We start from the raw sequence: 14817 nt of genomic DNA on the forward strand, positions 1-14817 counted from the left end.
AGTTATGCGGAATTTCTCCCTATAATACGGGGAATTTTCTAAAAACGATGATATCCGCTGAAATATAGGGAGAAATTCCCTATACTCCACCTGTACAACCCTAAAATGCAGAATTTTTAGGGAGGATTTCCCAATACTTTAATAGATCTATTCCATACTAGCTTTATGTGAGAAAGATAAGGATAATTTAATGCGCAAGCATATAATATTTTTCCTTTCAAGAAAAAAAGGCTGCCAAATGGCAGCCCTTTTCTTTTGATAACATATCATAATCCCGCCTACAATTCCACCGACTTACCCATCTCATTCCAGACAGGCTGTCCAATCAAGCCCACACGCCAGATTGCAATTCCTTTAAGACCATAACGTTTGGCAAGTCCAACTTTGGAATTTACTGAAGTTTCATTCTCACTATAAACGGAAATACCGAGAATCAGCTTATCCTTGCTCACTTGCTGAAGCGCAAGCCGGATACCTTCATCAACTAAACTCATCGGCTCTGGCATTTTTTTCTCCTGCAAATAATCATAAGCCATAATGACCAAATCGTCTGCGAGGCTGCCTAGCGTCTTGTAATCATAACCTTTATAAGAGCTGTTTAATGGATGAAGGATAACCGTGAGCTTAAGACCTGCTGCATGTGCTTTTTGAGACAGATTCTTCACAAACGCATTATAATCTGCTTGAACCTTAGCTTTATCTCCTGTGAGACCCAATCCCTCAAGATCCAGCGTGATGCCTTGGAATCCCTTTTGTGTAGCCAGATCAACGATTCCTGTAATCGTCTGCTCTTGAAGCACTTTATCTTCCAGGTTCTTCGTCAGCTCGGATGCAGTATCACCAGAAAAGACCATCAGATAAGGCGCTGTGCCCCCTCCTGCTGCATTTGAGATAATAGACTCTGGAGTTACATCCCCAGCCGCTTGAGGCCATCTAAAGTCAGTGCCTGTCGTGGTGAATTGTCCGCTTTTATCAATCCCGCTCCAACCAAAAGCTACAGCATCAAAGCTAGGAAGCAAGGAGATTTCGCTGTATGAGCTAAGTGCATAGAAGCCCAGCTTGTACATATCCGTCTTGGGTGAAGTGATGGATACCGTCTTCGTCGCTTGATCCCAAGCTACCCCCGCACCAAACTGCTGGCCGAAGAAGCTAAGCGGAATCATCGTGTTATTGCGGATCGTTTGGGGAGCAACCCCTAGCTTCACCACTTCGCCGTTTACGCCTGCATTTTTGCTGCCAAGGGTCAACGTTACCACTTTAGTACCCGCTGTATCCGTCTTGGTCGCGGTAATTTTCTTAAGCGCTTGATTCCACTCTACGTTGATTCCCAGCGCTTCAGAGATCGCCCGGAATGGAACCATCGTGGTTCCGTTCATCACAACAGGTTCTACTGGAAATGGTAGTGCATAACCGTCCAGCATAATACTAACTCCACCTGCAGGTGCTGCTTGTGTAGTATTTTGGAGTAATGCCGTGGTGCCACCTAGCGATATCGCCAGACATAAGACCAATTTACCAATCCGTTTGTTCATGACTGTTAAGTCTCCCATCTTCCATAATATGAAGTGTAATCTCTTAAACTCTTTATATGTCTTCTACCATTTTACCAAAGATTATCCAATTGTAAAATTAATAGATTGTCATTTATGAGCTTCGAAATTATTTTTCATATTAGTAGAGGTCAACAAAATTACATAAACACGCTCAAAAAGGTACCCACCGCTCGTTCAACATCTACATCCACAGCAACTTGTATGGGCTTACCCACTTTTGGCTGAGCCCGCAAATCCGCTACGACCATTCCAGATGTAAACTCACCTTTGTGCTCCACACGAACATTCATTTCTTTATAGGTTACTAGATCTGGTTGCAGCGCAACCATAAGCGCGAGTGGATCATGCAGCGGTGCACTGTTAATCAAAAAGTTCGCTTCACGATAGAAGTTAAAATAATGAGTGAGCGATTGTTCCATAAACGAAATGATCGCTTTATTCTCTTCACGTCCAAAACGGTTTAATAAATCGATATGCTCTTGGGTAATCCGCGTCTTAAGTGTAACGTCTAAACCCACCATCAGAACGGGAAGTCCAGATGTAAATACATGATCAGCAGCTTCCGGATCTCCAGCAATATTCGCTTCTGCAACCGGTGTTCTATTGCCGGGATTAAAGATCGTACCGCCCATCACCACTACTTTTTTCAAAGTATTCCTAATACCAGGGTCCAAATCAAGCGCCATCGAAAGATTGGTTAGATGTGCCAGTGTAACTAATACAATTTCTCCGGGATTCTCATTAGCCATCCGAACAATAAACTCAGACGCAGTCTCGCTAATGGGACGCTGGCTGGATGGAGCAATTTCCACATTACCAATACCGTTCTCACCATGCACATGAGTGGCGTAGCCTGAGTGCTCACGAACGAGTGCCTTGGATGCTCCGACGGCTACAGGAATCTCATACCCAGGCTTAGCAAGCTCAATCAGTCGCAGAGAATTGTCCGCCGCCTTTTCGACATCAATATTCCCAAAAACGGTTGTAATTCCTTCTACAATGACATTTGGAGCACGTAAGGCATATAGAATTGCCAGTGCGTCATCAATACCTGTGTCTGCATCAATAATAATTCGTGTTTTGCTCATTTATTTTCTCTCCCACCCTGTAATGTCGTATGGATTATCATATCATGGCCTACCCGTACGCTCAATTTTATTCCTTTGCTGTTCTTTAAAAATATGAATAAAGCTTTCAGGATCACACTCTACCAAATAAGTATATACGCCCTTACTCGTGTACAGATAGAACATCCCCTCTGAACCTCCCATTGAGCGATAGGACATATCTAAAATATCTTTTATTGGAAATTCACGATGACGAGTCACAACTCTATCTTTGTACAAATACATAAAGCGATTGCATGTAATACTTCGTTGTTCTCCATCCTTAATTTCTCGCTGTATCTTATAGTACGGAAGCTGAGCTACCCATTTCATTTGAAGTCCTCCTGCTTGACGTAATGGACTCCATTTTATTATTCTTTTTACCTTTTTGCAAAATAAAGAAGCTCGACGATCCCCTTAGAAGGAATCATCAAGCTTCAGGAATACCTTTTATTTCGCAGTATAAGCTACAGCTGCCCGGCAAAAGCGTTCTAACGCTTCAACTAGAGTAGATCTAGGACAAGCTAGATTGATCCGCAGATGACCTTGTCCCTCAGTTCCAAAGACAGAGCCTTCATTAAAAGCAACTTTAGCCTCTTTGTACATTAGCTGTTTAAGTCCATCAATATCCAGATTCAGACCGCGGCAGTCAACCCATAGGAGGTATGTGCCTTGCGGATGCATCACTTGGACCTGTGGCAAATGCTCTGACAGATAGCTAATCGCATAGTCCACATTGCCTGACACGTACTCTAAAAGCTCATCCAACCATTCTTCACCATCATTATAGGCAGCTTCTACTGCACCTTGGGCGAAGAAGCTAGCCATATGTAAACTCAAGGCTTTCATTTTTCGATCAAATTTAAGCTTTAATTCCGGATTGGAAGACACGATAAAAGAAGATTGTAACCCCGGTAGATTGAAGGTTTTGGTCGCAGCAAGTGTGGTCAGTGTAATATTCGCAATTTCCTCAGATAAGGATGCAAAAGGGATATGCTCATAACCTGGAAGCGCCAAATCACAATGAATCTCATCAGAGATTACGGTCACTCCATAACGCAGACAGAGCTCACCAAGCTTCAGCAGCTCTTCTCTTTCCCATACTCTACCACCAGGATTATGCGGACTGCATAAAAGCAGCAGCTTGGCTCCACCTTGCATCAGCCCTTCCAATTGCTCATAATCCATCTCGAAGCGTCCATTACGAATAACAAGCGGATTCTTGGCGACCTTGCGATCATTCATTTGGATGACATCATAGAAGGGATAATAGACTGGCGACTGTAAAATAACCTCGTCCCCTGGCTCAGTAAACAGCTCTACAGAAAAACTTAAGGAGGTTACGATTCCTGGAGAATCCGAAATCCATTCCGGTTTAATTTCCCAATCATGCCGTCTTCTGAACCACGAGGTGATAGCTTCTTTATAAGAGTCACTAGGTACACTGTATCCGTAAACCCCTTGTTCTGCGCGGCGCAGAATCGCTTCCTTCACTGCAGGAGGACTTTCAAAATCCATGTCTGCCACCCAAAGTGGCATTATATCCTTCTCACCAAACAACTTCTCGGACTGGTCCCACTTGTAAGAACGTGTATTACGGCGGTCAATTACGCGATCGAAATCATACTTCAATTAAAGTCACCTCATCCTTATAAACTTGTCCCTTATTGTATCATGAGGCGGAGGATATCGCACTCTGGATAAGAAAGAACGCACTTGTCGAAAGTGCGCCCTCTTTAACTCACGTACAGCTTTGTATCATTTCTGCAGCCACTCTACCAAGCGTGAAGATATAAATTCATGTCCCTGACAGTGACACAAGCCTACTCCTTAGCCTGAAAGCTCGCGGACAGCAGACCACTCACGCCAGGCTTAGCCATAAACAATCCTCCCGCATGCGGATACTGACAGATCTCATCTTCATTTAGACCTGTCCTTGCAGTCGTAATGTAAAGCTCTGTTAAATCACTACCGCCGAAGGTGCATGAGGTGACAAAAGGCGCTGGAACTCGAACCAGTCCAATCTGCTCCCCCGTATTCGGATCCCAGCGTGAAACACAACCCCCGCCCCAATGGGCGACCCAAAGCATTCCTTCGCTATCTATCGTCATTCCATCTGGCAAACCTGTACCATCAGGAATCTGAAAAGCGACTCTCCGGTTACAGATCTTTCCGGCCACTTCATCGTAGTCAAATACATCCACATGTCTCGTAGGCGTATCAATATAATACATTCTGCTCCGTGCGTAATCCCACGCCAATCCATTCGAAATACCAATGCCAGACAACACTTGGCGACAAAATCCGTCGGGCTCAAGGACATACAATCCTCCAACTTTCGGCTCATTATCCATATTCATCGTCCCCACCCAAAGTCGGCCTTGTCGATCGCATTTTGCATCATTGGATCTGTTACGTGGAAACTCTGGTTCAATCGAAATCATTTGGACAGGAGATCCTTCGAGAGAAGAGAGATAGACCCCATCCTCCATAGCTAGAACAAGTCCACCGGCAGTCGTTGGAATAACTGCGCTGACCATAAGATCAAAAGAGCGGACGGTTTCACTGCCTGTGACTCTGTCATATATTCTAAGCTTCTTACCCGTAATATCTACCCAATATAACTGGTTGAATTCAGCATCCCAATGTGGTCCTTCACCCAGCTCTGCCTGAGCATCGATAATCAATTCTGCCTGAATCTCTGTATACTCCAAAACGCTCACTCCTTCCTATTTTCTACACATTAATATCCAAAAAACCTACATCCGAACCTTTCAAAAGCAATGTATGCCGATCACACTAGTTGTGACGAGCACGTAAGGGGATACATGCATTATGACCTTTTCACCTTAGTAGCTCAACTCTTCCAGCGGAATAAGAAGACCTCTCCTATTTCTGTCCAAGAGCACTACAACATAAGTTGAGTAAAAAAACAGCCCCCAAATCCTGGGGGCTTCAAATCATCAATTATATTTTATCAATAGGCTTACGAATCGCTTCGCCAACCTTCACAAGAATATCAGACATCGAAGTCTCATCATTCACATCATAATCATCAATGTTCAAACGAAGCACTGGACAAGCTGTGAACTCGTTGATCCATTTCGAATATCTGCCATGCATATGCTCCCAGTAGGAAACATCCGTTTGAATCTCCATCTCACGGCCACGTTCATTAATTCGCGTCAGAATGGAAGGCAGACTGCCTTCAATATAAATCAGTACATCAGGATGCGGGAAGTACGGCGTCATAACCATAGCTTCATACAGGCTGGTGTAGGTTTCATAGTCCGTCTTGGACATCGTACCTTGATCCGCATGCATTTTCGCAAAAATACCGGTATCCTCATAGATGGAACGGTCCTGAACAAAACCACCGCCGAGTTCGAACATCTTCTTCTGCTCTTTGAAACGTTCAGCAAGAAAATAGATTTGCAAGTGAAAGCTCCATCTCTCAAAATCATGATAGAACTTTTCGAGATAAGGATTGTGATCGACCTGCTCTAGCGAGGTTTGAAAATTAAGTCTTTTGGCCAAGGCGCCTGTTAAAGTGGATTTCCCCACCCCGACAGTTCCAGCCACGGTAATAATGGAATTTTCCGGGATATGATATGAATTCATTTGATTAGCTCCTTTATATAAGAGACAATTTCAGTGAAGTGTTCCGGATTCTCCACGAAATCGACTGCATTTCCATCAATGGTAATAATTACGGTCGAAGGCTCCTGAATGGCTAGAGAGGCCATCGCGTCATCATAATCTTTAATTAATTGCTCCAAATACGCAGTATCCATTCCCTCTTCAAAGGGCCGCCCACGTTTTTCAATTCTGCTTAATAATGTATCTAAATTGGCTTTAATATAGAGAATAATATTTGGCTTTGGCAGGTCATCCGTAAGCACATGATAAATTTGCCGATACTTTTCACGTTTCGTTCCATTCAGCGTTCGTTCTCCAAAGATGAGGTTCTTATAAATATGGTAATCGGAAATGACCGGGATCCCTTTATCTATGTATTGTGTAACGGTATCTTCAAGCTGTTTATACCGGTTACAGAGAAAAAACATCTCCAGTTGAAAGCTCCAATCGTCCATGTTCTCATAAAATTTAGCTAGAAACGGATTCTCATCGACAATCTCTTTGATGATCGGTAAATTTAATTCTTCTGCTAGCATAGAAGCTAATGTTGTTTTTCCAGCCCCGATTGGGCCTTCCACTGCAATAAACGGTGCTTGTTTCATTGACGCTGACTTCCTCCTCAGATACAAACCTTTCAATAGCTAAATCAAGAATAAACGCCTTCGGCGTCCTTATAAGGACGGTAAGTGTTTAAGCGTGAAATATAAGGATAAAGTATAGCGTGAAACTTATACTCTCTTATATTTTAAAAAACAGACTAAATTATTGTATCACATGAGACCTTTCTTGTGAGTGGGTAAATATGAAGAAACTTTTCCAGTAGTTCTAGCGTCTATATGTAAGATAATGGATTATAGTGTAGACATAATGAAAATATTTAATAAGAAAAGAGAGGTATTCCTATGAAAAAATGGATCAGCATGGTTAGTGCTCTTCTCGTATTAAGCCTCGCCTCTAATGTAAGCGCAGTTGCAGCAGAGAAGTCGGTCACAACTACTAACCTCACTTCGTATGGAGCGGATTATCTGACCAAAACAGATGGTTCCTTCTGGGTATGGGGAGGGAATCGCTCTGTCCCCACTCAAATCCATGACCTGAATGAGGTACAAGCATACTTTGGTTCTCAATATGTAATGAAGAAAGACCTTTCGGTCTGGCAATGGAGAACATCGGCATACTCTGAAGCTGTTAAAGTGACACCCGTTCAAGAGTTAGACAATCTGGCAGATATGTTCATGGCGGGAAACAGAACGATAGCCCTTAAAGGAGACGGGACGATTCTAAGCGCCCCCCTTTCATCCGATGGACTCACTTCCTCCGCGTTCACACCGGTTTCCGGCGTCGATAACGTGGCAGCTGTGGGCGGTTACTATGAGTCTGATCTTCATAAGAGCTGGACACGTTACGTGTTCTTAAAGAAAGATGGAACTGTTTCTACTACACGCGATGACTTCGAAAGCTTCGAAACCATCCAAAAATTGACGGATATTATTCAAATCAAAAACAACCTAGCACTCAAGAAGGACGGTTCCATATGGAGTTGGCCAGTCCAAGATTATTACAAGAACCAAGGAGCTCCAATAGATCTATCTGCAACGCCTATTAAGGGAATCAGTAATATTAAAAGTTTAAAAGGAAATCAGAACAGCCTATTAGCCATTGACGGGGCCTCCCAATTATGGTTCTGGGGCGCTACCATTACAGGTTCCTCTGACGGAACAACTTACCATGAACAATCACCGGTTCTCCTTAAAGGAATCAAGAATGTAGTCGATGTTTGCATCGTAGAGCGGACTATTGTTGCATTAACTGGGGAAGGAAATCTCTATCAGACTTCTATTGAAAACGAGAGTATGTCCTCTGATTCAAAATTCACACTTCTTGATACTGAGGTAAGCAGCATTAAGAATGGTGCACGACATATCATCATGCAAAAGAAAGACGGTTCCCTATGGGGTTGGGGTGTCAATAAGAACGCACAGCTAGGATACGGAGACTATGAATTCACCCATGAAGCACCCGTCCCAGTTCAAAAGCCAATTTCTATCTCCCTAAATGGTGAATCCATCCCTCTTTCCAATGGTGTTATCACTCGAAACGGGCAGAATTTCGTCCCCCTCCGATCTCTGTTCGAGAAATTAGGCGCGACGATTACCTTTAAAGAGAACTTAACTGCAGCCAAAACGGTAGATAAACAAATCATGATCACTCGTACAGCTTCAGATAAGCCCGCTCTCGCTATCGGTATTAACGGTGTAACAGGAGCGACAATGGTGAACAATAAATCCGTGAATCTCCCTACACTCCCCTTCATCGTAAATGGATCAATGTATCTGCCGCTTCGATTTATCAGTGAACAACTTGGCGCAAAGGTTGAGTGGCTCCCACAGGAGGAGCGCATCGCCATCACAATGCAATAAGGAGTAATCAAAAAAAGGTGTCCCATCACGGGACACCTTTTTATTAATCTTAAGATAAACGTTCGCTGAAATCTTCGAAAGCGAACTGTTTGATCACTTTGATTCCCTCTTCTTCATTGTAACTAACAATAGAAGGCAGGTTCACACCGTTAAACATATGGTTCTTCACCATGGAATAATGGGCCATATCAAGGAATACGAGTCTATCTCCGTATTTCAAAGGCTCCTTAAAGGAATAATCTCCGATAACGTCACCCGCTAGGCAAGTCATTCCACCTAATCTGTACGTATAAGGAAATTCCCCAGGTTGTCCAGCATCAATAATGTTCGGACGGTACGGCATGGCCAGTACGTCCGGCATGTGGCACTCTGCCGAGGTATCGAGAATCGCAATATCCATTCCGTTATGCATCACATCGAGAACGGTAGCTACCAGATATCCGGTATTAAGCGCTACTGCTTCACCCGGCTCCAGATAGATTTCCACACCGTAAGTCTCTTTCATGTGTAGAATGCACTTGACCAGGGTCTCTAGATCATAATCAGGACGTGTAATATGATGACCGCCACCGAAATTAAGCCATTTCATTCCTTTGAGATAAGGTCCGAACTTCTCTTCGACTACCTTGAGCGTACGCTCAAGGGTATCCGAATTCTGTTCGCACATTGTATGGAAGTGTAGTCCATCAATGCCTTCAAGCTCTTCCGGTCTGAAGTTAGGGAGAGTTACTCCCATTCTGGAATAATTATAGCACGGATCATACAGCGGAACTTCGATCTCGGAATATTCCGGATTCACACGAATGCCGCAGCTGATATGCTTCGGTGCATTCTTAACGCGATCCTTGAATCGATTCCACTGGTCAAAAGAATTGAACACAATGTGATCGGAATATCCAAGAAGCTCATCGAACTCACTATCTATATAAGCTGGTGCGTACACATGAACCTCTTTGCCCATCTTTTCATAGCCAAGTCTGGCTTCAAACAAAGAGCTTGAGGTTACGCCATGCAAGTACTTTCCAACTAACGGATACAAGGAATGCATGGAGAAGCCTTTTTGTGCGAGCAAAATCTTTGCTCCAGTACGTTCCTGTACAGAATTCATAATCTCAAGATTACGTGTAAGCAATCTTTCATCTACAAGGTAACAGGGTGACGGGACCGCGCTGATATCTATATCCATTATCGCGCCTTAGTCTAACAGCGTTGGCGAGAAATCTTCTTGCCAAGGCAGACCATGTTTATTTAAAGCTTCCATGAATGGATCTGGATCGAACTCTTCAACGTTGAATACGCCCGGTTTCTTCCAGATTCCTTTTATAATTAACATCGCTCCGATCATTGCAGGAACGCCTGTAGTGTAGGAAATGGCTTGGGAGCCAACCTCTGCATAGCACTCTTCATGATCGCAAACATTGTATACATAATAAGTTTTTGGCTTTCCGTCTTTAGTTCCTTGGATGATACATCCAATGTTCGTTTTGCCTTTTGTTCTTGGTCCCAAGGAAGCCGGGTCAGGTAAAATCGCCTTCAAGAATTGCAGAGGAACGATCTCTTTTCCTTCATACATGATAGGCTCGATAGAAGTCATGCCCACATTCTCAAGCACTTTCAAGTGAGTCAGGTAATTCTGCGAGAAAGTCATCCAGAAACGGATCTTCTTCACACCCTTGATGTTAACGGCCAAAGACTCTAATTCTTCATGATACAAAAGATAAATATCCTTTGGTCCAATTTCCGGAAGATCATATACTTTTTTCTCGGAAAGCGGTGCTGTTTCAATCCACTCGCCATTCTCGAAATAGCGGCCATTGGCTGTAATTTCACGAATATTGATTTCAGGATTAAAATTTGTTGCAAATGGATATCCGTGATCACCAGCATTGGCGTCTACAATATCAATAGTATGAATTTCATCAAAATAGTGCTTTTGAGCGTAAGCTGTGAACACGCCCGTTACACCTGGATCAAATCCACTGCCTAGCAACGCGGTAAGACCTGCTTTTTCGAATCTTTCTTTGTAAGCCCACTGCCAAGAGTATTCAAATTTCGCTGTATCTTGTGGTTCATAATTGGCAGTATCCACATAGTGCACTCCTGTTGCCAGGCACGCATCCATGATTGTCAGGTCCTGATATGGGAGAGCGACATTAATAACGACATCCGGCTCAAAGCTCTTGATCAGTTCAATGACTTCGTCCGTATTATCTGCATCGAGCTGAGCAGTAGAAATCTTCGTGCGGCCTCCGGCTAATTTATCTTTCAGAGCGTCACATTTCGCGACAGTTCTGCTAGCTATGCAGATCTCTTCAAATACATCCGGGTTCTGGCAGCATTTGTGAACAACAACACTGGAAACACCGCCAGCGCCAATAATTAACGCTTTTCCCAAAATAAAAACCTCCTAAAATTCCATTTGCAAAATCAACAAGGCTGATTATACATAATATTTTTGAATAAATCAATAAAAACCGACAAAAAATGATGTTTATTGTGTAAAATCTTCAAAGATTCTTGTTAATACTCTTGAATACTCATATTTCCTCGATTATCCACCTATATATCTTATGAAAATCGCTGGAATGGAGTAAATTTCCGGAAACTAGGACAACTAGATTATTCTATCACAATAGGGGGCTACTTCATACGATTTATTTTAAATTCAATGTGAAACCTCACCACCCTTTCAACTCCGCGTAGAGACGTTCAGTTTCAGTGGCATCCTTATTGTTGTAGAGCACATATACATCCGGCAATTTAATCACAATATATGGCGGAGAATTTTTCACAAGATAGACCTTACTCTTCCCAAACCCGTCAAACTTAAAGTTTCCAATGGCTACTGTATCCGTCGCAACGCCATTTGTTCTTCGGCCTCTTGGTAAGCTGTCCACAAGCGTCAGTTCTTGCACATCCTTCATGGCGAAGCTGTAATTATACATTGGATATTCAATCGAGACCCTTCCTTTTGTGTCTGTAGTTAAGGTAGGTGTTGAGAAATCAGTCTGAACGCCCATCCAACCCGTCCCGATCAACAGCAATATAACGAATACAAAGAGGCCGTAGTATATACCCTTACCCGTTTTTGTCCCAATATTAATCGTAGTGCCGATCCCAAGACGCTTCGGAACCATAACAGAGCGATCATTGGGGTTATTATACGTTGTCCCATTAATCCAATATTCATCATCATCCGTATACAATATCTCATGATCACCATTTAGCAGCGCAGCTTCAAGTTTCTTCAATTTATGATGTACATAAAAAATACCTGTCACCGGAATAACGGAGAACAAGAAGATACCCAAACTCCATACTATAGTTGAAGCCGCTCCATTTAAGGATAAGGCAAACACCGAAATTACGGCGATACAGCTATTGATGATAGCCATTCCAAACCATAGCAAGGACCAATATCTACGATTAGCCTGGTTAAGCAGGATATTAGTCTCGCTGTTATTCGTGTAAATTTTAGTCTTCATTCGATTAAAGGAGATAGCAATAATACAGAAAAACACGGTCAGCCCTAATGCTGTACCACCAGCCATTCGAACAATTTCAATATTTTCCTCCGGAACTGGGATCATAAAAGATAACGTAGCAATTAGTGCAGGAATTATGTACCAGTATAAAGAAAGACTCATTTTCTTTTTTAGCAGAGATAGCTTGGTATCCATTCGAACCATTCGCTTCTCTCCCACGAACCACTCATTTTCCCGTTTCAGTTCTACCGCTGCATGATGTGCCTTAATGAATGGAATTCGAAGCAGAAGCATCATAACACTCGTCCAAACATAAAAAAAGATCAGTGTGAAAGAGAGATAGCCGCTCAAGAACAAAATAGGAATCAAAGCCAGAAATGATAGGAGTCCATACTTTTTATATCTCTTCTCAGTTGAAATTTGCAGTTCGCGCAGACGTTCATCCTCAAGAGCAAACGCCGGAAGACTAACCCCAAACCACAGATTATCCTTCAGCTTCAAAGTACTCCTATACGTAAAAAACATAATAACTAAAATAACTATAGCTATACAAAAGAAAACGATAGCCATCTGAGTGTCCCCCTATTCCGTGATGGATGTAGACTTAAACGATACGGATGAAAAGATTCCAGCACACATTTGCATAAACTCCTCCCGGCCAATCCCTTTTACACTTGCCTCCGAGATGACTAACCGTAGTTCATTTTCCAGCTTCTCCTTAAACTCTGGCTGTCCATTCCCTATCGGAGCAACTGTAGCACCATGCCTGCGATCTATCGATATGAAGCCTTCATTCTTCAAAATCGCGTACGCTTTGTTCACGGTCATTGCGTTTATCCCTAAATCTTCAGCCATTTGCCGCACTGTTGGTAATTTCTCCCCATCCGCCAGTTCACCTGAGCCAATTCCAATCACGATCTCATTACGAAGCTGTACATAAATTGGTGTATCACTTTTAAAATCAAGCGTTATGATCATATTATCCATCCATTCAAAAAAAGTATTATTTGTATTAGTGATACTAATACAAATAATACTTAATGTCAAAATACCCCTATTTAATTCGAATGGATTTGAACAGCATAAGCTTCTGCATCCCACTCTACCTTAGCGCCTAACATTTCACTCACCAGTCTTAAAGGTACATATACACTATCATTAATAAAGACTGGCTTTTGATCTGTGGCTATTACTTTTCCATTTACAGTCGTTTGTCCATTAACCGAATTTAAAATCAGCGTAGTAGATGTAGATTTCTTCACAGCAATAACTGATCTCGATGGAACGTCCCAACGTACATCCACTCCCATTTGCTGAAATATTCCTCTTAAAGGAACGTAAGTAGAATTGTTGAGCAATAAAGGAGGCATGGTCAGATCCATTTCACTATTGTTCAACAGGACCTGTATCGATTTTTTCACGGGCTGAGGTGTGTCAATCATAAAATCTCTAACCCCCAACCCAGTCTGTCCAAATTCATTCGTTCCCCATGCAAGAACGTGACCGTCTTTTAAGAGCACATAATGATTTCTGTTCCCGCTGGTAATCGAAGCTGCATTTTGAATACCACTAATCTGCTTAACATTCATTTTATTTTTATCATCAACGGTCCACTGCCATACGGTCCCATCAGCTTTTACTGCAGAGTCCGTTGTCATCGATACGACATCAGTGAGTCCTGGGAGCTGAATCGGCTGTAACGTTTTACCCGGATAACTATCTGTGTAATTACCCCATAACCAAACGGTGCCATCCCATCTCAAAGCTGCTCCATACTGCCCATTAATATCTACAGCTTTATATTCCCCGTTCCCCTTAATTTGGGTAGGCTTTAAGACCGTATCCTTTTTAATGCCTATAGTTTTAGATGAACCCCACACCCACACCTCTCCGCCGTTCCCAAGTGCCACTGAATTATTCGATCCTGCAGCTATAGCTAAAATAGAAGGTAGTCCTTTCACCTGCACCGGTGTTAGCCCATTTTTCCCTGAATCGTCACCCAGTTCTCCTTGCTCATTGCCACCCCACGCCCAGACCGTCCCGTCTTTTCGAAGAGCCAAGCTATGTGAGCCTCCTGCCGAAACAGAAATCACGTCCGTTAATCCCTTCACTTGAACCGGCTCTACAAGGACCGTCAAGGATTGTACGCCAGTGCCAAGTTGTCCATGTTCATTCCTACCCACTGCCCACACGGTTCCATCATCTTTCAGCATTAAGTTATGCCGATCTCCACCTGAAACTTGCTTCACATGATCAATATGCATTTTGACGGGAGTATACGCCGGCGTAGTAGCTCCATTACCAATAGAGCCGTATCCCCCCCCCAAGCCCAGGCTGTTCCATCTGCAGTGATGGCATAAGCACTTCTATCCCCCGCATCCAGCCCTGTGATGCCAGACAATAACTTCTTTTTATCCGGGAAATTCACTACACTGTCCGCCTTAACTATTAATGGAGAGACGGCAGCTAGGATAATTGCTGCCCCGACAACCACACTACCTATTCGTCTTATCTGAATTTTAATGCTTGAAATTTGTCTTCCCACTTAAGATCACTCCTTTTAGAATCGGTAGGGTTAACCTATTGATCTGCACCAATAGAGACCCATTGTATT

At 42.9% G+C, this 14817-nt stretch carries 14 protein-coding genes; 1 reads left to right on the plus strand and 13 read right to left on the minus strand.

All coding sequences use genetic code 11. From position 1 onward, the window contains the following. Positions 1-278: 278 nt before the first annotated feature. The 7 genes from CA598_RS25320 to CA598_RS25350 form a co-directional block, all read right to left on the minus strand. Positions 279-1532: a stalk domain-containing protein gene (locus CA598_RS25320; RefSeq protein WP_094878313.1), complete on the minus strand. Its 1254-nt coding sequence runs from the start codon at positions 1530-1532 to the stop codon at positions 279-281. Positions 1533-1690: 158 nt separating this feature from the next. Further along, positions 1691-2641 (minus strand): nucleoside hydrolase, encoded by a 951-nt coding sequence (locus CA598_RS25325; protein ID WP_094878314.1) that lies wholly within the window; start codon positions 2639-2641, stop codon positions 1691-1693. Between the two features lie 42 nt (positions 2642-2683). Further along, positions 2684-2992, minus strand: a complete 309-nt coding sequence (locus CA598_RS25330) for a hypothetical protein (protein ID WP_094878315.1) — start codon at positions 2990-2992, stop codon at positions 2684-2686. A 117-nt stretch (positions 2993-3109) separates the two neighbouring features. Then, complete coding sequence (locus CA598_RS25335; protein WP_094878316.1) at positions 3110-4291, minus strand: MalY/PatB family protein; 1182 nt, start codon at positions 4289-4291, stop codon at positions 3110-3112. 191 nt (positions 4292-4482) lie between these two features. Beyond that, positions 4483-5373 carry an SMP-30/gluconolactonase/LRE family protein gene (locus CA598_RS25340; RefSeq protein WP_094878317.1) on the minus strand — a complete coding sequence of 297 codons (891 nt, stop codon included), beginning with the start codon at positions 5371-5373 and terminating at the stop codon, positions 4483-4485. A 253-nt stretch (positions 5374-5626) separates the two neighbouring features. Beyond that, positions 5627-6280, minus strand: a complete 654-nt coding sequence (locus CA598_RS25345) for a deoxynucleoside kinase (protein ID WP_094870901.1) — start codon at positions 6278-6280, stop codon at positions 5627-5629. After that, positions 6277-6900 carry a deoxynucleoside kinase gene (locus CA598_RS25350; RefSeq protein WP_094870903.1) on the minus strand — a complete coding sequence of 208 codons (624 nt, stop codon included), beginning with the start codon at positions 6898-6900 and terminating at the stop codon, positions 6277-6279. The genes CA598_RS25345 and CA598_RS25350 overlap by 4 nt, the downstream gene beginning before the upstream one ends. Before the next feature lie 300 nt (positions 6901-7200). Between CA598_RS25350 and CA598_RS25355 the strand changes: the two genes are divergently transcribed. Next, the gene (locus CA598_RS25355) at positions 7201-8718 is read left to right on the plus strand and encodes a stalk domain-containing protein (RefSeq protein WP_094878318.1); all 1518 of its coding nucleotides are present in this window, start codon (positions 7201-7203) and stop codon (positions 8716-8718) included. 49 nt (positions 8719-8767) lie between these two features. Here the strand turns inward: CA598_RS25355 and nspC are convergent, their stop codons facing one another. The 6 genes from nspC to CA598_RS25385 form a co-directional block, all read right to left on the minus strand. Then, entirely contained in the window at positions 8768-9904 is a 1137-nt protein-coding gene (gene nspC / locus CA598_RS25360) for a carboxynorspermidine decarboxylase (protein ID WP_042186699.1), read from the minus strand. 9 nt (positions 9905-9913) lie between these two features. Beyond that, positions 9914-11113 carry a saccharopine dehydrogenase family protein gene (locus tag CA598_RS25365; RefSeq protein WP_060624451.1) on the minus strand — a complete coding sequence of 400 codons (1200 nt, stop codon included), beginning with the start codon at positions 11111-11113 and terminating at the stop codon, positions 9914-9916. A gap of 283 nt (positions 11114-11396) precedes the next feature. Then, positions 11397-12773, minus strand: coding sequence for a DUF5808 domain-containing protein (locus CA598_RS25370; RefSeq protein WP_094878319.1), 1377 nt, complete (start codon positions 12771-12773; stop codon positions 11397-11399). A gap of 12 nt (positions 12774-12785) precedes the next feature. Continuing rightward, entirely contained in the window at positions 12786-13181 is a 396-nt protein-coding gene (locus tag CA598_RS25375) for a GntR family transcriptional regulator (protein ID WP_094870908.1), read from the minus strand. 80 nt (positions 13182-13261) lie between these two features. Beyond that, entirely contained in the window at positions 13262-14416 is a 1155-nt protein-coding gene (locus CA598_RS25380; protein WP_179283765.1) for a stalk domain-containing protein, read from the minus strand. A 32-nt stretch (positions 14417-14448) separates the two neighbouring features. After that, the gene (locus CA598_RS25385; protein ID WP_094878321.1) at positions 14449-14748 is read right to left on the minus strand and encodes a hypothetical protein; all 300 of its coding nucleotides are present in this window, start codon (positions 14746-14748) and stop codon (positions 14449-14451) included. Between the last annotated feature and the right edge of the window lie 69 nt (positions 14749-14817).

It is taken from the genome of Paenibacillus sp. VTT E-133291 (assembly GCF_002264395.1).
Lineage (GTDB): Bacteria > Bacillota > Bacilli > Paenibacillales > Paenibacillaceae > Paenibacillus_AQ > Paenibacillus_AQ nitricinens.